Below are 20,069 nucleotides of genomic sequence, written 5' to 3' on the forward strand. Positions count from 1 at the left end.
TCCGTGGTGGCGGTCGCGGCGGTCGTCGCGGCGGCACCGCTGGCGCATTCGGCCGTCCAGGTGGCGCACCACGCAGGGGCAAGAAGTCCAAGCGTCAGAAGCGTCATGAGTTCGAAGAGCAGCAGAAGCATGAGGTAGGCGGCGTACGTTTGCCTGACGGCAAGGGCCAGACTGTACGTCTGCGCCGAGGTGCATCTTTGGCTGACTTCGCTGAGAAGATTGGTGCAGATCCAGCAGCATTGGTACAGGCTCTGTTTAACCTCGGTGAGATGGTCACCGCTACCGCCTCCGTTTCCGAGGAAACCCTGCAGCTGCTCGGCGCCGAGATCAACTACGACGTTCAGGTCGTCTCCCCAGAAGACGAGGACCGTGAGCTGCTCGAGTCCTTCGACCTGCAGTTCGGTGAGGACGAGGGCGGCGAAGAGGCGCTCGAGAAGCGTCCTCCAGTCGTTACCGTCATGGGTCACGTTGACCACGGTAAGACCCGCCTTTTGGACTCCATCCGTAAGACCAACGAGCGCGAGGGCGAGGCCGGCGGCATCACCCAGGGCATCGGTGCATACCAGACCACCGTTGAACTGGAAGATGGCGAGCGCACCATCACTTTCCTGGATACCCCGGGTCACGAGGCGTTTACCGCTATGCGTGCGCGTGGTGCAAAGTCCACCGACTTGGCAATCTTGGTTGTCGCAGCGGACGACGGCGTCATGCCGCAGACCGTTGAGGCTATTAACCACGCCAAGGCTGCGGACATCCCAGTCGTGGTTGCTGTTAACAAGATCGATAAGCCGGAGGCATCCCCGGACAAGATCCGTGGCCAGCTCACCGAGTATGGACTGGTTCCGGAGGAGTACGGCGGCGATACCATGTTCGTCGACATCTCTGCAAAGCAGAACATCAACATCGATGGTCTGTTGGAGGCAGTTATCCTGACTGCCGATGCAGCTCTCGAGCTGACTGCTAACCCAGAGATGGACGCACAGGGCGTAGCCATCGAGGCTCACCTCGATCGTGGCCGTGGTCCAGTTGCCACTGTCATCGTTCAGCGCGGTACCCTCCGCGTTGGTGACTCCATTGTCGTCGGTGACGCTCACGGCCGTGTCCGCCGCATGCTCGACGAGTTCGGCAACGACGTCGAAGAGGCAGGTCCGTCCCGTCCGGTTCAGGTCCAGGGCCTCAACGGTGTGCCAGGCGCTGGCGACAACCTCCTCGTGGTCGAAGACGACCGCGTGGCCCGCCAGATTGCTGCACAGCGTGATGCTCGCAAGCGTTCCGCTTTGCAGGCAAAGGCTCGCAAGCGCGTCTCTCTCGAGGATCTGGATGCAGTTCTCAAGGAGACCTCGACCCTCAACCTCATCCTCAAGGGCGACAACGCCGGTTCGGTGGAAGCCCTGGAAGATGCGTTGTTGGACATCGAGATCGACGACGAGGTACAGCTCAACATCATCGACCGTGGCGTCGGTGCTGTAACCCAGACCAACGTCTCCCTGGCAGCGGCTTCCGACGCCATCATCATCGCCTTCAACGTTCGCGCTGAGGGTAAGGCAACTGAGGAAGCTAACGCCGAGGGTGTGGATATCCGCTACTACACGGTTATCTACCGCGCCATCGAAGAGGTCGAGGCTGCTCTCAAGGGCATGCTTAAGCCAATCTACGAGGAGCGCGACACCGGTGCTGCGGAGATCCGTGCGCTGTTCAAGTCCTCCGCCGTCGGCACCATCGCGGGCTGCATGGTCACCGAGGGCAAGGTCAAGCGCAACGGCAAGGTCCGCATCGTTCGCGATGGCAACGTCATCACTTCCGACGCCAAGATCGAGTCCCTGCGCCACGAAAAGGACGACGCAAACGAGATCAACGCCGGCTACGAGTGCGGTATGGTCCTGTCCTACCCGGACATCCAGGTGGGTGACCAGATCCAGGCCTACGAAGAGGTCGAGGTTCCGCGTACCTAGTCCGCAAGCGGAGTAAATATAATCGCCAGGTGTTTCCCCGATGGGGGAAGCCCTGGCGATTCTATTTGCAGCTTCTGCTGCAGGACATGAATGCGGAGTAATGTAAGATGAACACGGTTTTATAGATCTTGGTAGAGATCGCTAGTTCGACGGAGAAGGAGTTGCACCATGGTTGACCACGCGCGTGCTGCACGAATGGCTAAGCGTATTCAGGAAATCGTGGCGAGTGCCATCGAACGCGAGATCAAGGACCGTCGCCTCGAGATGGTGACCATCACCGATACTCGCGTCACGGGTGATCTTCACGATGCCACCGTTTACTACACCGTGCGCGGCAAGGACATCGACTCCGAGCCGGACTTTGACAAGGCAGCAGAGGCACTCAATCGCGCGAAGGGCCAACTGCGCAAGATTGTGGGCGATCAGCTCTCCGTGCGCTTTACCCCGACGCTCGCCTTCGAGGTCGATACCGTTCCGGAGGCTTCCGCCCACATGGAGGATTTGCTGGCGCGCGCCCGCGCCCGCGATGCGGAGCTTGCCAAGCTGAAGGCCAACGCGAAGCCCGCTGGAGACGCGAACCCATACAAGGATTCCGCTCGGGAAGAGGCCTAGGGTGCGCCGCACTGATTATCAAAGCGCCGCCGACGCCTTGATAGAAGCGAGCAGCATCTGCATCATTACGCACCTGCGCCCCGATGCCGATGCTATCGGCTCTGCCGCCGCGTTGAACCTGGCGTTGCGCCAGCGAGGCAAGCAGACCCGCACCGTTATCGGCCAGGAACACCCGATTTCGAACAATCTCTTCACCATCCCTGCCGCCGACGAGATTGAGCTCGTTAACACCCTGCCCAAAGGCTATGACCTTTATGTCACGGTGGACTGCGGTTCCATCGACCGCACCGGAGCTCTCATGCGGGAGTTGGAGAAGATGGCGGGCACCGGCCGCGTTCTGTGCATCGACCACCACGCATCGAACCGCGGTTTCGGTTCCATCAACCTGATTGATCCGGAGTGCGAGTCCACCACTGTGGTGCTTCTCGACGTCCTCGATATGCTCTCCGTGCAGATCGATCGCGGGATTGCGCATTGCCTCTATGCCGGTCTGGTCACCGACACCGGCAGCTTCCGCTGGGGCCGGCCAGCCATGCACGACATCGCTGCCCGCCTGATGTTCTACGGGCTCGATACCAAGCAGATCGCAGTGGATCTGATGGACTCCAATACTGCAGACGACGTGCAGATGGTCGGCCGCGTGCTGTCTGGTCTGCGCATCATCGAAGCCGGCGAGCACCGCCTCGGCACGCTTATTGTTCCCGTTGAAGAAGTACAGTCACACTCCGATTCCGCCGTGGAATCCATGGTGGACTTCGTGCGCGCGCTCAAAGGCACCGACATGGGCGTGGTGTTCAAAGAGCAACGCGCGGGAGTCTGGGCGGTGTCGCTGCGTTCTTCCACCGTTAACTGCGCGCAGGTGGCGCTCATGTTTGACGGCGGCGGGCACATCCCGGCGGCCGGTTATACGGCCCTGGGCAAGCCAGAAGAAATCATTGCTCATCTCGTCGACGCACTTGCCGCTTACGACGAAGAAAATGCTGTAGGGGAGTAACCATCACGCGGCGCGAACAGGACAATGCTTCGGCAGAAGCAGAAGATACTTCGAAGCTAGGTAAGGCAGTCACCCGCGTGAGCGCTGGTGAGGTATTTCGCCTCGCATTTCCGGCGCTGGGCGTGTTGGCTGCCATGCCGTTGTACCTACTGCTCGATACCGCAGTGGTGGGCCGCCTCGGCGCGCACCAACTCGCGGCACTCGGCGCTGCTGCCACCATCCATACGATGGTGACAACCCAGCTGACCTTCCTTTCCTATGGCACCACGGCGCGCGCCTCGCGGCTTTTCGGCGCGGGCAAGAAGAACGAAGCCGTAGCCGAGGGCGTGCAGGCAACCTACGTAGCCCTTGGCGTGGGCATGTCCCTGGCCGTCATCATGTGGATCGGTGCCGGCCACTTTGCCCAGTGGCTGACCGGCAACCCTGAGACCGCCCAGGACACCGCGCTGTGGCTGCGCATCGCCGCCTTCGCTATCCCGCTCAATCTCATCGAGATGGCAGGCAACGGTTGGATGCGCGGCGTTCAAAACACAGTAAAGCCGCTGATCTTTACCCTGGCCGGCCTCATCCCCGGCGCCATCGCGGTGCCGCTCTTTGTCCACCAGTGGGGCCTTGCCGGCTCCGCCTGGGCCACGGTGCTGGGCATGGCTATCATGGCCTCGCTCTTCCTGTGGGAACTTCACCGTGAGCACGTGGGCTCTTGGCGGCTGCAGTGGGGCGTCGTCAAGCGCCAGCTCGTGTTGGGCCGCGATCTCATCGTGCGCTCTGCCAGCTTCCAGGTGGCCTTTCTTTCGGCCGCCGCCGTGGCTTCCCGCTTCGGTACGGCCCAGCTTGCCGCGCACCAGATCATGATTCAGCTGTGGAACTTCCTGTCGCTCGTGCTGGATTCTCTGGCCATCGCCGCCCAGGCCCTGACCGGCGCGGCGCTCGGAGCGGGCTCGGCCAAGCATGCACGCAGCGTCGGAACCAAGGTCACTTTCTACTCCACAGCCTTTGCGCTCGGGCTCGGCGCAGTCCTAGCCCTGGGCATCGGCATCATCCCTGCGCTTTTCACCACCGATGCAGTGGTGCTCGAGGTTATCCGTGTGCCGTGGTTCATCATGATTGCCATGGTGGTTCTGGGAGGCGTGGTCTTTGCACTCGACGGCGTCCTGCTCGGCGCCAGCGATGCCGCCTTCCTGCGCACACTGACCATCGTTTCGGTGCTTTGCGGATTCCTGCCCGGTGTGTGGGCGGCCTACGCCTTGGGAGCGGGCCTGCCCGGTGTGTGGTGCGGCCTTGCGCTGTTTGTTTTCATCCGTTTCCTCGGCGTGGTCTATCGCTTCCGCTCGATGCGCTGGGCTGTGGTCTAATCTGAAGGAAAATGAAGAAAGGAGCATGCCATGGCCACCTTATGGGCGGTGTCAGATCTCCACGCGGCAGTGCGCGCTAATTCCAGCCGCATCGATGAGCTTTACCCGGAAGATCCTGCCGATTGGCTCATCGTGGCCGGTGACGTGGCCGAGCGCACCGAACTCGTACTGCGCATCCTCACCAAGCTTTCGCGGCGCTATGCCAAGGTGATCTGGGTGCCGGGAAACCACGAGCTCTTCTCGCGTTCCCAAGATAGGTGCCAGGGCCGCGCCAAGTATGACGAGCTGGTGGAGGGCTGCCGCGAAATCGGCGTGGTGACTCCGGAAGACCCATATCCCGTCTTCGGCGGGGTGACCATCGTGCCGCTGTTTACCCTTTATGATTACAGCTTTCGCCCACCCGGCACTACCGTCGAGGGCGCCTTAGAGCGTGCCCGTGAACACCAGATTGTCATGACCGATGACTTCGCCATCGCTCCTTTCGTCGACATTCGCGCCTGGTGCTGGGATCGCCTTGCCTATTCCATCAAGCGCCTTTCCCGGGTAAGTGGGCCTACGGTGTTGGTCAATCACTGGCCGCTGGTTCAAGAACCCACGCTGCGCATGGCGTGGCCGGAAATCGCCCTGTGGTGCGGCACTCGCCATACCCGCTCGTGGGCGCGGCGCTATAACGCGCAGGCGGTCATCTACGGTCACCTGCATCTGCCCGGCTGCATCAACGTCGATGGGGTAGACCACATCGAGGTCTCACTGGGCTATCCCCGCGAGTGGGAGGCGCACGGCCATCTCCAGCAGTGGCCCTATCCGGTCCTACACAGTGATGAGTCTGCGTCCTCGGCGCTTGAGGAGGTGCGCTAATGCTGGAACCAAACCTGTTCCCAGATACTGCCCGCTACTGCTACGTGCGCACCGACGCTGCGATTACGGATCTGATGAATTACACGCAGCTGGACCCGCAGGAGCAATCCTTGGTCTCCCAGGCAGTTGACGTGCGCAAGGCGGAATTCGGAGACGTCCGCTGGTGCGCGCATCGCGCTTTGCAGGAGCTGGGCTGTGAAAGTCAGGAGCCCATCATGCGCGGCGAGCGGGGCATGCCGCTGTGGCCGCACGGCTATACCGGTTCCATGACGCATACAGAGGGCCTGCGCGCGGCAGTAGCGGCTCCGAGTAAACACGTGCGCTCCATGGGCCTGGATGCCGAACCTGCCGAGCCATTGCCCGATCACGTGCTGACCATGATTGCGCGCGCAGGGGAGATGACGCAGTTAACGCGGCTTGCCGACGCCGGGATTAGCTGCCCCGATCGCTTATTGTTCTGCGCCAAGGAAGCCACGTACAAAGCGTGGTTTCCCATGACTCATCGCTGGCTGGACTTCGACCAAGCAGAGATCGACCTGCGCCTCGACGGCACCTTGATCTCCTATATCTTGGCCCGGCCGACCCCCGTGCCGCTGATTAGCGGCCGTTGGATGATCCGCGATGGCTTCGTCATCGTTTCCACGGTGGTGCCCGCGGTGGGCTTTTAGTGGCGGGCTCTTAATAGCCCACCCACGGGCCTAAAGCGTCGACGGCCGCGCCACGAAGACCGTGGCCAGGCGCTTGCCCTTTTCCTTGATGAGCGCAATCGAGTGACCATCAGGATCTACCGCCGCATAGGTGCCCTTAAGCCCGCGCGGCTCGAGCCATTTGCCCATGGCGAGCGCCTTTGCCTCGTCTTCGGTGACCTGAAGGACAGGGTAGGAGCGGGCGAGCGCCTCGTCGAGGGAGAGCGAAAGCGCCGGAGCGTCAGCGAGCTCGTCGAGGGTCCGGGCGTCGCCAAGCGTAAATGGCCCTACCTCTGTGCGGCACAGAGCGGTGAGGTGGCCGCCCACGCCGAGCGCCTCACCTAAGTCGCGAGCGAGGGAGCGGATATAGGTGCCAGACGAGCAATCAACGGTGACGTCGAGGTCCAGGTACTTACCTTCGATGCGGTGGGCGAGGATGTCGAAGCGGCTGACCGTAACCGGGCGGGCGGGGATTTCTACCTCTTCGCCCTCACGCACGCGCTCGTGGGCGCGCTTGCCGTCGATCTTGATTGCGGAAACCGCGGCGGGGCGCTGCATGATGTCACCGGTGAGAGCTGCGACCTCTTTATTAACCTGCTCCATATCGAGTTCGCTTGCAGGCTCGCCCCAGGTGCGCTCGCCCTCGGCGTCGTCAGTATGCGTTGCCATGCCAAGGCGAATGGTGGCGGCGTAGGACTTGGTTGACGCGACCATGTGCGCGAGGAACTTGGTGCCGCGTTCCAAACCGACCACCAAAACGCCGGTGGCCATCGGGTCGAGGGTGCCTGCGTGGCCCACTTTGCGGGTGTGAAATATGCGGCGGAGGCGGCCCACCACATCGTGTGAGGTCATGCCTTGCGGCTTGTCCACTACCACTAGGCCAGAATTTGCGAGCGCATCAGTCATGCCCTGCAGTCTATTCCACGCCTCGCCGTGCATTAGCATGGTGGCCGTGGATATTTGGTACGGAATCGACAGCATCCCCGGTGACTTTGGCCCGACTGCGGTGACCATCGGCGTCTTTGACGGCGTACACCGCGGCCATCAGCAGCTCATTAATAATGCGGTGAGCTATGCGCGCGCGGAGGAATTGCGCACGGTGATGGTGACTTTTGATCCGCACCCCGTCGCGGTCTTCCTCCCGGAGCGCGCGCCGCTGTCCGTGGTGACGTTTGAGCGGCGCTTGCAGTTGGCGGAAGAGATGGGCATCGATGCGGTGCTCGTCATCGACTTCACCAAGGAGCTCGTGGGCACGACTCCGCAGCACTACGTCGAAGACCTGATTGTGGGAAAGTTGCATGCGCGTCACGTGGTCGTGGGGGAGAATTTCACGTTCGGTGCGGGCGCGAGCGGCACGGCGGACGCGATGGTGGAGTTCGGTAAAACCCATGGCTTTAGCGTCGACGTGGTGCCGTTGCTTGACGACGCCGGGGTGCGAATCTGCTCCACAAATATCCGCGCCAACTTGGCAGCAGGTGAGATTGCCAAGGCTAATTGGGCGCTTGGCCGCCACTTCTCGGTGACGGGCCCGGTGGTGCGCGGTGCCGGACGCGGCGGCAAGGAGCTGGGATTCCCGACCGCCAATCAGTACTTCCCGGACAGCGTGGCGATTCCGGCCGATGGCGTCTATGCGGGCTGGTTCATTCTGGAGCCGGCTGAGGCACCCGTTGAGGGCAACATGGACCACGGCATGGCTTATGCGGCGGCGATCTCTGTGGGCACGAACCCGACCTTCGGCGACGAGGAGCGTTCCATCGAGTCCTTCGTGCTGGATCGCGATGCTGATCTATATGGGCACGTGGCCACCGTGAAGTTCGTGGATCATCTGCGCGACATGGTGAAGTTCAATTCCGTGGAGGAGCTGCTGGATGCGATGGCGGCAGATGTGGCCAAGGCGCGTGAGGTCCTCGCCGAGGATGCTAAGGCATGTGGTTGGGAGAAGGACCAGTACTTCCTGCAGGAGGGCTAAATGAAGGTCATTTTGGATCTCGATACCGGGATCGACGATGCCCTGGCGCTGGCCTATGCGCTGGCGCACCCAGACCTTGAGCTCATCGGCGTAACGGTGACCTATGGCAACGTGCCGGTGGAACTGGGCGTGCGCAATACCTTGGTTCTGCTGGAGCTGCTCGGTGCGGGCGACGTCCCGGTCTTTGCCGGTACGCAGCCGGCGGGGTTCCAGGTTAAGCCCATTTCTGCCTTCATCCATGGACGCAATGGCATTGGCGACGTCCTGCTTCCGCCGCCGCGCGGGCAGGTACAGGAAGAATCCGCGGTGGAGTTTCTGTGCCGCGCCGCGCGGGAGCACGGCCAGGAACTGGTGATTATCCCGACTGGGCCGTCCACCACGATCGCGGCGGCGCTGAAAGCTGAGCCGGCTCTGGCGGATACTCGCATCGTCATGATGGGCGGGGCGCTGACCGTGCCGGGCAACGTCACCACCTGGTCTGAGGCCAATGTGGCACAGGACCCCGCCGCCACGGACTTCCTCTTCCGCACTGCACGCGATGTCACGATGGTGGGCTTGGATGTCACGCTGCAAACGCTTCTGACCACTGCGGAGACCAGGCAGTGGCGTGGGCTCGGTACGCAGGCCGGACGCGTTTATGCGGACATGCTGGACTATTACATCCGTGCCTATGCCGCCATCGAACCGGACCTTGGCGGTTGTGGCCTGCACGATCCGCTCGCGGTGGCCGTGGCGGCAGACCCTCGCCTGGTCACCTGCTTCGATACCAACCTGGCCTGCGAAACCACTGGCACGACCCCGGGCCGCACCATCGGCGATGTTGCCAGGATGAAAGAACCACACAAGGCTGCCCACGTGGCAGTAGAGGTGGATGCCCCGCGCTTTGCGGCTGAGCTGATGGACAAGCTCAATTCGCTCCTGCAACAGCATTGACGTGCAGCAAGTGACATGTCTTCTGCGAATTGTGCCAAGAAGCCGCAGTTTGGGTTTGGGGCAGAAAAGCTGTTAAAGTTATCGCTTGGCTTTGTGACTGCGGTCCGCAGCAGTTAAAGGCGCTAAGAATTTCATGCGGACTGAAATACAATAGGAGAAATCCAACATGGCTTTGAGCACCGAGAAGAAGGCAGAGATCCTCAAGGAGTACGGCCTGCACGAGACCGACACCGGCTCCCCAGAGGCACAGATCGCTCTGCTGACCTCCCGTATCAACACCCTGACCGAGCACCTGAAGTTCCACAAGCACGATCACCACTCCCGTCGTGGTCTGCTGCTGATGGTTGGTCGTCGCCGCGGCCTGCTGAAGTACCTCGCAGCTAACGACATCGATCGTTACCGTGACCTCATCTCCCGCCTGGGCCTGCGCCGCTAAGCCTTTCGGTAGCTTTCAAACCCCGTCTTCGGACGGGGTTTGTTGCGTTTTAGGGCCATCTTGATCGCGAAGCAGGTGTCGCGGCCCTGGAGGCGGTAGCTTGGCACCATGGAACCTTATATCGGCATTGTCGTCTTTGAACTTGAATCGGTAGAGCCCAGTGAGCCGTCGTATTTCCGGGAAGATTTTGTCCTCGTCCGTGCCATAGACGACGATGAGGCGCGCGCGAAGGTCGAGGCGCTGGCGCGTAGCCAAGAATCGGCAGAGCATCCCACAATCGTGATGCGCCACATCGTGGATGTCGCGCCCGCACTCGACGGCACGGTCGAGGGAGACGTGGACCTCTATGCGCGCCACTTTGCGTCGCTTGAGGACTATGCGCGCTTCGAAATGATGCTGGGAGGGCGCGACCCGTTCGCCTAGTCCCGCGCGTGGGCTACACGAGGAGCACTGCCGTGAGGACGTTGATGGTAGCGTGCACGGCGGCGCCGGGCCATAGAGAAGCGCTTTTCTCGCGCAGCCAACCCAGGGCGAAGCCGGTGGCAATCTGCAAAACAAAGAGCGGGATGAGGCTGATATCCAGCATGGCCAGCGGTAGGTGGATGAGGCCGAAGAGGAGGCCCTGCACTGTAATTCCCGCGCCGGCATTCCAGCGCTGGGTGATAATTCCTTGTAGGAAACCGCGGAAGAAGATTTCTTCGCCCACCGCGCGCAGCGCCATCGCGAGGAATCCCATTGCCGTTGTTGCAGTCGTGACCTGCGCGACAACCTCCGCCGACACAGGCAACAACGCGAGGTAGCTCAGCACCAGCAACACGAGCAGCATCATCGCTGCCCACGCCCACCCGCGCGCCCATGGACGTCCCAGTCCGCAGACGGCGACTGCCGGCTGGTGGCGCAGGAGCAGGTAGATGAGTGTGGGAAGCGACCACAGCAACAACATGGCCATGGCTTAAGTCTAAGTCTGTACCGCGAGTCGGGGCGCGTGATGTTCGACATAATCCCAGGAAAGCTGCTAAAATCGCTACTCGTTGTAGAAACCCCACCATTTTTCACCGGCGGCACCGATGATCGCCGGGCTACAAGGAGTAGAAAACTTTGAGCGCTAGAAACGCTGTTGAGTTCAACATTGATGAAGAATTCGGTATCACCGAAGCAATCGCCACCCTTGACAATGGCGATTTTGGCACCCGCACCATCCGTTTCGAGACTGGCCTGCTGGCTCGTCAGGCGGGCGGCTCTGTCACCACTTACCTGGACGAGGACACCATGCTCCTGTCCACCACCACTGCCTCCAACCAGCCACGTGAAGGTTTTGACTTCTTCCCACTGACCGTGGACGTCGAGGAGCGAATGTACGCAGCCGGAAAGATTCCGGGCTCCTTCTTCCGCCGTGAGGGCCGACCCTCCACCGAGGCCATCCTGGCCTGCCGCCTGATTGACCGTCCACTGCGCCCGACCTTTGTCAAGGGTCTGCGCAATGAGGTACAGGTCGTTGTTACCGTGCTTTCTATGGCGCCGGAGGAGTACTACGACGTCATCGCCATCAATGGCGCTTCTGCTTCCACGCAGCTGTCTGGCCTGCCGGTTTCCGGCGCTGTCGGCGGCGTGCGCATGGCACTCATCGCTGATGACAAGCACCCGAAGGGCCAGTGGGTTGCATTCCCGAACCACGAGCAGCACGAGCGCGCACTGTTCGAGATGGTCGTGGCCGGCCGCATCGTAAAGAAGGGCAACAAGGAAGACGTTGCCATCATGATGGTCGAGGCTGGCGCAGGCACCAACGTTGCTGAGCGCATCAAGGAAGGCGCACCGGCACCGCAGGAATCCACTGTTGCTGAGGGCCTCGAAGCAGCCAAGCCGTTCATCAAGACCCTGTGCGAGGCTCAGGCAGGTCTGGCTGAGCGCGCTGCTAAGGAAACTCAGGAGTTCCCGCTCTTCCCGCCGTACACCGATGATGTCTTCGCCGCAGTTGAGAAGGCAGCCTCCAAGAAGCTGGAGAAGCTGCTGACCATCCCGGGCAAGCAGGACCGCGACGACGCAACGAACGAGTACATGGAGCAGGTCGAGGCGGATCTCCATGAGAAGTTCGAGGACGAGGATGCCTCCAAGCAGATCCGCGCTGCGTATAACGCTGTCATGAAGGCCATCGTGCGTAAGAAGATCCTCACCGAGGGCTTCCGTATCGACGGCCGTGGCGTTACCGACATCCGTGACCTGGGCGTTGAGGTTGACCTCATCCCACGCGCCCACGGTTCCTCCCTGTTCGAGCGCGGCGAGACCCAGATCCTGGGCGTTACCACCCTGGACATGCTCAAGATGGAGCAGCAGATCGATTCCCTGACCCCGGTCACGGGCAAGCGCTACATGCACCACTACAACTTCCCGCCGTATTCCACGGGTGAGACCGGCCGCGTTGGCTCCCCGAAGCGCCGCGAAATCGGCCACGGTGCACTCGCTGAGCGCGCACTGCTTCCGGTTATTCCTTCCCGTGAGGACTTCCCGTACGCCATCCGTCAGGTCTCTGAGGCGCTTGGCTCCAACGGTTCTACCTCCATGGGCTCCGTTTGCGCTTCCACGCTGTCCCTGTACAACGCTGGCGTTCCACTGAAGGCACCGGTTGCAGGTATCGCAATGGGTCTTGTCTCCGGCGAGGTAGACGGCAAGGAGAAGTTCGTCGCTCTGACTGACATCCTCGGTGCTGAGGACGCTTTCGGTGACATGGACTTCAAGGTCGCAGGTACCTCCGAGTACATCACCGCTCTGCAGCTGGACACCAAGCTGGACGGCATCCCGTCCAAGGTCTTGGCACAGGCCCTGGAGCAGGCTCGCGACGCCCGCGCCACCATCCTGGACACCATGGCTGAGGTCATCGAAGGCCCAGACGAGATGTCTGGTCTGGCTCCGAAGATCACTTCTGTGAAGATTCCGGTCAACAAGATCGGCGAGCTCATCGGCCCGAAGGGTAAGACCATTAACTCGATTACTGAGGAAACCGGCGCTGAGGTCTCTATCGAGGAAGACGGCACCGTCTACATCTCCGCCGCTACCGGTGAGGCTGCCGACGCTGCAATCGAGAAGGTTAACTCTATTGCTAACCCGCAGCTGCCAAAGGTCGGCGAGCGCTTCCTAGGCACCGTCGTTAAGACCGTAGCCTTCGGCGCGTTTGTCTCCCTGACCCCAGGCCGCGATGGCCTCATCCACATCTCGAAGCTCGGCGGCGACGAGCGCATCGAGAAGGTCGAGGACGTCGTCAACGTCGGCGATAAGATCCAGGTGGAAATCGCAGACATCGACAACCGCGGCAAGATCTCCTTGGTTCCAGTCGAGGAAGACTAGTCGCATCCTCCCGACAAGCCGTGTGATGCGGCTGTCTCACAACGGCGCCCTCGCTTGGCGGTCGCAACTATGCCGGCTGCTAGCGAGGGCGCCTTTCCTTGTCTCTAGCGTCATCGGTGGCTAGGGACAAGCCTTAAGAGTTGGCGAGGAAGTCAATGACAATGCGAGGTGGACCGTCCAAGTACGTGATGGAATAGGGCACTTTCTTATCGAGCCCAATAACGAAGTGAGACTGGGCCTCGAATGCGCTGACAAATTCCACGCTGCGCACGACACCCGCGCCAGGCGTTTGGGCATGGGGCTTGAGCATTGCGTCTCGGAGCTTTTGGCTAACGGGCCACGGTGTGTGTTCGAGGCCTATTTCGAGAGCGATATTGCCGGAGTAGGGCACGGGGAACCCCGACCCTGGTGCGCTTGTGGACTCGGTGTAGTGTGCCCACCACCGCGGAATGCCGGCGCCCGCGAACTCTATGACAACGCGGTCGTAGCCTTGATGGCTACCAGCACGCATAGTGGTTGGGATTAGTTCGCCTTCGGAGGTTTCGTCGAAGTCGATGTCTGCCGTATCTGGAGTGCCTAAGAAGCCCTCTGGAAGCCCATCTGATTTCTGTTCGGTGCTTGTCGGCTGCGGGTTTGTGGTCTCCTCTAACGTTTGACTGCTCGTCGGCGGCGTAGTCTCAGAAGGCGCCACGGTAGATAGCGGCGCGCTGTGGCTGTTGCCATTGGAGGCACTGCCGGTGCAGGCGGAAAGCGTAAGCGTGGCCGTGGTTAAGGTGGCGGCCACAACGTACAGGCGGCGGCGATGAGAAAGCGAATAGGCAGGCGCAGAGAACTTGAGAGGAATCATGCTGACCAGTCTAAGAAAACGGGCTCACGCTTGTGCACAATCTTTAAATCATTCCTGCACTGCCCGCCAGATGCATCGACGCTAAAGCTTGAGTTGCACCATTTGGATGAGGTTGCCCACGGTGTCATCGAAAATGGCGATGATAGAAGGGCCGACGTCGGTTGGTTCCATGGTGAAGTCAACGCCCTTTGCGCTGAGCTTTTCGTACTCGGCCTGCACGTCCTCAGACAGGAACTGGGTAAACGGAATACCGTCTTTTTGAGTTCCTCAGTAAAAGGAGCTGCTGCTGGATGGCCCTTGGGCTCTAGCAGGAGTTCGATGCCGCTGTCTTCGGCTGGACCGGAGGCGTTGGTGACAGTGAGCCAACGGAAGTCGCCGTGGGTGACATCGTCTTTAACCTTGAATCCCAAGGTGTTGACGTAGAAATCGTGGGCGCGAGCGACGTCGTCGACAAGCACGGAAGCAATCTAGATACGCATGGCACAAAGTCTGCGTTGCCAACTGGCGCGTTAGACTGGTCGGCGTTGGGGCAGGAAATAAGGCCTGCGCTAGATGTAGCGTGCTTATACGTATGTAAATTTAGATTGAATATCGAAGATCGAACATCGAACATTGAACAGGGCAAAGGAGCATTTATGGCTATCAAAGTTGGCGTCTTGGGTGCGAAGGGCCGCGTGGGCCAGGCGATTGTAGAAGGCGTTGATGCGGCAGATGACCTCGAGCTGGTCGCTGAGGTTGACCGCGATACTGACCTGCAGGTGCTGGTGGATAACCACGCCGAGGTTATCGTTGACTTCACCCAGCCGTCTTCGGTGATGGCAAACCTCGAGTTCTGCATTGGCAACGGCATTCACTGCGTCGTGGGCACCACCGGTTTCGACGCAGACCGCCTGGCACAGGTCGAGGAGTGGACCAAACAAGATGGCGTCGGCAACGTCCTGATTGCACCAAACTTTGCTATCTCCGCCGTGCTGACCATGGTTTTCGCAGCACAGGCTGCGAAGTACTTCGAGACCGCCGAGGTTGTGGAGTACCACCACCCAACCAAGCTGGATGCGCCTTCTGGCACCGCCATCCACACCGCGCAAGGCATTGCGGCCGCCCGCAAGGAAGCGGGCCTAGGGGAGATGCCGGACGCTACCGAGCAGGCTCTCGAAGGCGCACGCGGCGCCGACGTCGACGGTGTCCCAGTCCACGCCGTGCGTACCCGCGGCATGGTTGCCCACGAGGAGGTCATCTTCGGCGCCCAGGGGCAGTCCTTGACCATCCGCCAGGATTCCTATGATCGTTCTTCCTTCACCCCGGGCGTGCTGGTTGGTGTTCGCCAGATTGCAGAGCACCCAGGGCTGACCGTGGGCCTTGAGAAGTACTTGGGCCTATAAGTCGGACTTTCGGGAAGACATAAGGCATTAAATATGGCACGCATTAGCGAACTGGACGTCCAGCTCATCGCGGCAACGCAGTTCCACCCGCCGCAGGGCATCGAGTGGGAGAGGGAGCAGGCAGCCTCCGATGGCGAGGCTCTCGTCGAATTTGCCGGCCGGGCTTGCTACGAGTCCTTCGATAAGCCGAATCCACGCACCGCCAGCAACCCCGCGTACCTGCGTCACATCCTTGAGGTGGGCCACGATGCGCTGCTGGAACACGCCACGGCTACGCTCTACATCCGCGGCCTGTCGCGCTCTGCCAGTCATGAGCTGGTGCGCCACCGCCACTTTTCCTTCTCGCAGCTTTCGCAACGCTACGTGCACCCGGAAGAAACACAGGTGGTGCTGCCCAAGCTCATTGCAGAGGACGAGCAGCTGACGCGACTGACCATGCAAGCAGTGGATGAGACGCGTTTTGTCTACAACGAGTTGCTCAGCGCGCTGGAGGGCAAGCTGGAAGACGAGCCGAATGCCCTCCTGCGGAAGAAGCAGGCGCGGCAAGCAGCGCGCGCCGTGCTGCCCAACCTGACGGAATCGCGCATTGTCGTGACTGGTAACTACCGCGCTTGGCGCCATTTCATCGGCGCGCGTGCCACAGAGCAGGCGGATACCGAGATGCGCGAGCTAGCGATTGCCTGCCTCAAGCTGTTGCGCGAGCAGTCGCCGGTGGTATTCGATGACTTCCACATCACCCAGCTTGCCGACGGCACCGAAATGGCATCGAGCCCATACGCCTAGTTCAAGTCCGTGGCGGTGGCCATAGCTTGTTCCGCCACGCGACCCCGATGAACAAATTTTCGCGGGAAGCGGGTAATCTTGACGGCTATGAGCACAGGTATGACAGCAAAGACAGGCGTAGAAACCTTCGGCCGCGTCGGAGTAGCCATGGTCACCCCGTTTGACCGCGATGGCAAACTCGATGTAGCCGCGGGGCGTCGTCTAGCAGCTCACCTCGTTGACAACGGCGTAGATTCCCTCATCCTGGCTGGTACCACGGGTGAATCGCCGACGACAACGCTGGATGAGAAGCTAGAGCTGCTCAAGGCCGTCAAGGAAGAAGTAGGGGACCGCGCAAAGCTCTGCGCAGGTGCAGGTACCAACAACACCGCAGTGTCCATCGAGTTGGCCAAGGCTTCCGCAGAAGCGGGTGCAGACAGCCTGCTCGTTGTGGCTCCTTACTACTCCAAGCCTTCTCAAGAAGGTGTGTACGCCCACTTCGCAGCAATTGCCGAGGCAACCGATCTTCCGATCTGCCTCTATGACATTCCTGGCCGCTCGGGCATTCCAATTGCGACGGAGACCATCCGCCGCCTTGCGGAATTGCCGAACATCAAGGCTGTCAAGGACGCTAAAGGCGACCTTGGCGCGGCCGCACCGCTTATTCAGGAGACCGGCTTGGCTTGGTACTCCGGCGATGATCCGCTGAACCTGCCTTGGCTGACCTTGGGCGCCTCCGGCGTCATTTCGGTCGTCGGCCACGCAGCTCCGCGTGCTCTCGCGGATCTCCTTGTTGCCTTCGAAGAAGGCGACCTTGCACGCGCAAGGGAGATCAATGCACAAACTTTGACCCCGCTCATCCAGGCGCAAGCGCGTCTGGGAGGAGCAACACTCGCAAAGGCTGCCCTGCGTCTGCAGGGCATCGAAGTCGGCGACCCTCGTCTCCCAGTTGTCGCGGCCTCCGCGCAGGAGATCGAGGAGCTTCGCCGTGATATGGAAAAGGCTGGAGTCCTTTAAGAATGACTGAACCCCGTAACCGTTCCCGCAAGGTTACCCGCAAGGCGGGCCCACCAGCGGAAACTGAGACCGCCTCGAACGAGGCGGCTTCGCCGGTTTTTCAGGCACCGACCAATTCGGCGCGCACGGAATCCGGTGAGAACAATTCCAAGAACACCTCCGATGGCCAGTCCTCTGGCAACGGCAACAACGGTGGCAACAATTCCGATAAATCGGGCAACAACGAGGGCGGCAACAACCGTCGCTCCCGTTCCCGTGGCTCCCGTGGCGGCCGTGGTCGCGGTCGCGGCGGCAACGGAAACAATGGCGGTAATGAGAACAATGGCAACGGCAACAACGGTGGCCGCGGCCACCGTAACAACAACCGCGGTCGCCGCAACGTGCCGAAGTCGATGCAGGGCGCGGATCTGACTAAGCGTCTGCCGGAACCACCAAAGCAGCCGAAGGATGCCCTGCGCATCTACGCTCTGGGCGGTATCTCCGAAATTGGCCGTAACATGACCGTCTTCGAGTACCAGGATGAGCTGCTCATCATCGACTGCGGCGTGCTCTTCCCGTCCTCTGGCGAGCCGGGCGTCGACCTGATCCTGCCGGACTTTGGCCCGATCGAGAAGAAGATTCACAAGGTCAAGGCACTCGTTGTCACCCACGCTCACGAGGACCACATTGGTGCTATCCCGTGGCTGCTGAAGCTGCGCCCGGATATTCCAATCGTGGCATCGCGCTTTACCATCGCGCTGATTGCGGCGAAGTGTAAGGAGCACCGCCAGAAGCCGAAGTTCGTTGAGGTCAACGAGAAGTCGGATGTGAACTACGGTTCGTTCCGCTGCCGTTTTTGGGCAGTTAACCACTCCGTTCCGGATGCACTGGGCATCATGCTGGGCACCCCGGCTGGCAATATCATCCACACCGGTGACATCAAGCTGGACCAGACCCCGCTGGATAACCGTCCGACCGACCTTCCGGCGCTATCTCGCTACGGTGATGAGGGCGTCGACCTGATGCTCTGCGAATCCACCAACGCGAACATCCCGGGCGTTTCCGCATCCGAGGGAGATATCCCGGCTACCTTCCGCCGCCTGGTGTCCAATGCTAAGCAGCGCGTCATCATCGCAACCTTCGCGTCCAACGTGTACCGTGTACAGGCAGCTATCGACGCCGCCGTTTATGCTGGCCGCAAGGTTGCCTTCAACGGCCGCTCGATGATGCGCAACATGGAAATCGCCGAGAAGATGGGCTTCCTGAAGGTTCCGCGCGGAACCATCATCCCGATCGACGAGGCTGCCAAGATGGCACCGCACAAGGTCTTGCTCATCACCACCGGTACCCAGGGCGAGCCAATGGCTGCGTTGTCACGCATGGCACGCCGTGAGCACCGTCAGATCACCGTCCGCGACGGCGACCTCATCATCTTCTCCTCGTCCCTGATTCCGGGCAACGAAGAGGCCGTTTACGGTGTCATGAACATGCTCTCCCAGATTGGTGCTGAAGTTATCACCAACAAGGAAGCCAAGGTTCACGCCTCCGGCCACGGCTACGGCGGCGAGCTGCTCTTCCTGTACAACGCTGCGCGTCCGAAGAACGTTATGCCGGTCCACGGCGAGTGGCGTCACCTGCGTGCAAACAAGGAACTGGCAGTCTCCACTGGCGTTGACCGCGACCGCGTGGTTCTGGCACAGAACGGCGTTGTCGTTGATCTGCGCAACGGCCGTGCAGAGGTTGTTGGCCAGATTACCGTGGGTAACCTCTACGTCGATGGCGTCTCCATGGGTGACGTCGACGCAGATACCCTGGCAGACCGCACCAACCTCGGCTCTGGCGGCGTCGTTTCCATCACCTGTGTGATTGATAACCGCACGTCCCGGCTGCTTGAGCATCCGGCTGTATCCACCACTGGTTTCTCTGACGATGACCGCGGCATCGTGCCGGAGGTTGCCAAGTTGGTTGAGTCCACGATGAACGATCTCGCCGCTGAGGGCGAGAACGATACCTACCGCATGGTGCAGAAGCTGCGCCGCAAGGTATCCAAGCTCATGGATTCCAAGTACAAGCGCGAGCCAGTCATCTTGCCGACCATCATCCCGACAAACTCTGGTCCGCTCTTGGCTGATGACGAAGAGGTAGAGGCTTCCCGCGAGTCTCTTTAAATGAGGCAGTAGCTTTAGGAGCTTTAGGCTAAACCTCTCAAACGACATGTGCCCCGGCAGTCTATGCTGGGGCACATGTCGTTTTCTTCTGCTGAGCGCGTCAAGATGGTGGCGCTGTTCCATAAACTCGGTCCGGATGCCCCTACGCTGTGCGAAGGCTGGACCACTCGCGACCTTGCCGCGCACTTGTGGGTAAGGGAAAACCGCCCTGACGCGGCCGCTGGGATGTTCATCCCGCAGCTGCAAAAGCGCCTTGAGTCGGCGATGCAGAAAGCAGCAGCGCGTGACTTCGATGAGCTGGTTGATGCTTGGGGGAGGGGAGCGAAGAAGACGAACCCAATGCGCTACGTTGATTCACTGGCAAACTTCACTGAGCACTTCATCCACCATGAGGACATTCGCCGTGCCAACGGTATGACCGAGCCGCGCGACTTTTCAAAGGCAGTGGAGAAGGAACTCCACAAGGGGTTGAAAATGTTGGCTCCCCGCATGTTGAGCAAGTCCGCGAAGCCGGTTGTCTTGTACCCGGAGGGCCTTGCTCGCATCGTCGTGGGCGATAGTAAGAAGGTGGCTGAGCGCGGGGACGACGTCGTCCGCGTCCTGGGCCCAGTCTCCGAACTGGTTCTGTGGACCTACGGCCGTGACGCCAGTGACGTCAAGATTGAGGGCGATAACAATGCTATCGTCCGATCCGGCCTCTAACTTTGCGTCAAGCCCTTAGACTAGAATAAGCGCAGCAAATAGCGATTTGCTGCCCATTGAGGATGTAAAAGCATATAGAAG

Annotated in this window: 19 protein-coding genes and 1 pseudogene; 16 read left to right on the top strand and 4 right to left on the bottom strand. The window is 60.7% G+C overall.

The window, feature by feature from the left end; translation table 11 throughout:
• The 6 genes from infB to HMPREF0308_RS04030 form a co-directional block, all read left to right on the top strand.
• Positions 1-1,952 (top strand): translation initiation factor IF-2 (infB, locus tag HMPREF0308_RS04005; RefSeq protein ID WP_080548598.1); only part of this gene is annotated, 1,952 nt, incomplete at its 5' end.
• 168 nt (positions 1,953-2,120) lie between these two features.
• Positions 2,121-2,564 carry a 30S ribosome-binding factor RbfA gene (gene rbfA, locus HMPREF0308_RS04010; protein ID WP_034656829.1) on the top strand — a complete coding sequence of 148 codons (444 nt, stop codon included), beginning with the start codon at positions 2,121-2,123 and terminating at the stop codon, positions 2,562-2,564.
• A 1-nt stretch (position 2,565) separates the two neighbouring features.
• Entirely contained in the window at positions 2,566-3,558 is a 993-nt protein-coding gene (locus HMPREF0308_RS04015; RefSeq protein ID WP_005528972.1) for a DHH family phosphoesterase, read from the top strand.
• Positions 3,559-3,635: 77 nt separating this feature from the next.
• Positions 3,636-4,910 carry an MATE family efflux transporter gene (locus HMPREF0308_RS04020; protein WP_005528974.1) on the top strand — a complete coding sequence of 425 codons (1,275 nt, stop codon included), beginning with the start codon at positions 3,636-3,638 and terminating at the stop codon, positions 4,908-4,910.
• 30 nt (positions 4,911-4,940) lie between these two features.
• Positions 4,941-5,768, top strand: a complete 828-nt coding sequence (locus tag HMPREF0308_RS04025; protein WP_005528975.1) for a metallophosphoesterase family protein — start codon at positions 4,941-4,943, stop codon at positions 5,766-5,768.
• A complete protein-coding gene (locus tag HMPREF0308_RS04030) occupies positions 5,768-6,436 on the top strand; it encodes a 4'-phosphopantetheinyl transferase family protein (RefSeq protein ID WP_005528976.1) in 669 nt (222 codons plus the stop codon). The genes HMPREF0308_RS04025 and HMPREF0308_RS04030 overlap by 1 nt, the downstream gene beginning before the upstream one ends.
• A 30-nt stretch (positions 6,437-6,466) precedes the next feature.
• On the opposite strand, the gene truB is transcribed toward HMPREF0308_RS04030, so the two are convergent.
• Positions 6,467-7,360 carry a tRNA pseudouridine(55) synthase TruB gene (gene truB, locus HMPREF0308_RS04035; protein WP_034656830.1) on the bottom strand — a complete coding sequence of 298 codons (894 nt, stop codon included), beginning with the start codon at positions 7,358-7,360 and terminating at the stop codon, positions 6,467-6,469.
• 37 nt (positions 7,361-7,397) lie between these two features.
• On the opposite strand from truB, the gene HMPREF0308_RS04040 reads away from it, so the two are divergent.
• From HMPREF0308_RS04040 to HMPREF0308_RS04055, 4 genes are all read left to right on the top strand, one after another.
• Positions 7,398-8,423: a bifunctional riboflavin kinase/FAD synthetase gene (locus HMPREF0308_RS04040; RefSeq protein WP_005528978.1), complete on the top strand. Its 1,026-nt coding sequence runs from the start codon at positions 7,398-7,400 to the stop codon at positions 8,421-8,423.
• Complete coding sequence (locus HMPREF0308_RS04045; RefSeq protein ID WP_005528979.1) at positions 8,424-9,356, top strand: nucleoside hydrolase; 933 nt, start codon at positions 8,424-8,426, stop codon at positions 9,354-9,356.
• A 166-nt stretch (positions 9,357-9,522) separates the two neighbouring features.
• Positions 9,523-9,792 (top strand): 30S ribosomal protein S15, encoded by a 270-nt coding sequence (gene rpsO / locus HMPREF0308_RS04050; RefSeq protein ID WP_005528980.1) that lies wholly within the window; start codon positions 9,523-9,525, stop codon positions 9,790-9,792.
• A 108-nt stretch (positions 9,793-9,900) separates the two neighbouring features.
• A complete protein-coding gene (locus HMPREF0308_RS04055; protein WP_005528981.1) occupies positions 9,901-10,215 on the top strand; it encodes a DUF4288 domain-containing protein in 315 nt (104 codons plus the stop codon).
• A gap of 13 nt (positions 10,216-10,228) precedes the next feature.
• On the opposite strand, the gene HMPREF0308_RS04060 is transcribed toward HMPREF0308_RS04055, so the two are convergent.
• On the bottom strand, positions 10,229-10,741 hold the full coding sequence (locus HMPREF0308_RS04060) for a CPBP family intramembrane glutamic endopeptidase (RefSeq protein WP_005528982.1): 513 nt from the start codon (positions 10,739-10,741) through the stop codon (positions 10,229-10,231).
• 149 nt (positions 10,742-10,890) lie between these two features.
• On the opposite strand from HMPREF0308_RS04060, the gene HMPREF0308_RS04065 reads away from it, so the two are divergent.
• Positions 10,891-13,131, top strand: a complete 2,241-nt coding sequence (locus HMPREF0308_RS04065) for a polyribonucleotide nucleotidyltransferase (protein ID WP_005528983.1) — start codon at positions 10,891-10,893, stop codon at positions 13,129-13,131.
• Positions 13,132-13,264: 133 nt separating this feature from the next.
• Here the strand turns inward: HMPREF0308_RS04065 and HMPREF0308_RS04070 are convergent, their stop codons facing one another.
• A complete protein-coding gene (locus tag HMPREF0308_RS04070) occupies positions 13,265-13,978 on the bottom strand; it encodes an AMIN-like domain-containing (lipo)protein (protein WP_005528984.1) in 714 nt (237 codons plus the stop codon).
• Positions 13,979-14,059: 81 nt separating this feature from the next.
• Positions 14,060-14,445, bottom strand: a pseudogene (locus HMPREF0308_RS13195) (VOC family protein).
• 168 nt (positions 14,446-14,613) lie between these two features.
• On the opposite strand from HMPREF0308_RS13195, the gene dapB reads away from it, so the two are divergent.
• The 5 genes from dapB to HMPREF0308_RS04100 all read left to right on the top strand — a co-directional run bounded on the left by dapB (position 14,614) and on the right by HMPREF0308_RS04100 (position 19,988).
• Entirely contained in the window at positions 14,614-15,360 is a 747-nt protein-coding gene (dapB, locus tag HMPREF0308_RS04080; protein WP_034656831.1) for a 4-hydroxy-tetrahydrodipicolinate reductase, read from the top strand.
• A gap of 33 nt (positions 15,361-15,393) precedes the next feature.
• On the top strand, positions 15,394-16,143 hold the full coding sequence (gene thyX, locus HMPREF0308_RS04085) for an FAD-dependent thymidylate synthase (protein ID WP_005528990.1): 750 nt from the start codon (positions 15,394-15,396) through the stop codon (positions 16,141-16,143).
• An 87-nt stretch (positions 16,144-16,230) separates the two neighbouring features.
• Positions 16,231-17,139: a 4-hydroxy-tetrahydrodipicolinate synthase gene (dapA, locus tag HMPREF0308_RS04090; RefSeq protein WP_005528992.1), complete on the top strand. Its 909-nt coding sequence runs from the start codon at positions 16,231-16,233 to the stop codon at positions 17,137-17,139.
• A 2-nt stretch (positions 17,140-17,141) separates the two neighbouring features.
• Positions 17,142-19,286: a ribonuclease J gene (locus HMPREF0308_RS04095; protein WP_080548599.1), complete on the top strand. Its 2,145-nt coding sequence runs from the start codon at positions 17,142-17,144 to the stop codon at positions 19,284-19,286.
• A 63-nt stretch (positions 19,287-19,349) separates the two neighbouring features.
• Entirely contained in the window at positions 19,350-19,988 is a 639-nt protein-coding gene (locus HMPREF0308_RS04100; protein ID WP_005528994.1) for a TIGR03085 family metal-binding protein, read from the top strand.
• Positions 19,989-20,069 lie beyond the last annotated feature (81 nt).

The sequence above is a fragment of the Corynebacterium striatum ATCC 6940 genome (genome assembly GCF_000159135.1).
In the GTDB taxonomy this organism is placed as follows: domain Bacteria; phylum Actinomycetota; class Actinomycetes; order Mycobacteriales; family Mycobacteriaceae; genus Corynebacterium; species Corynebacterium striatum.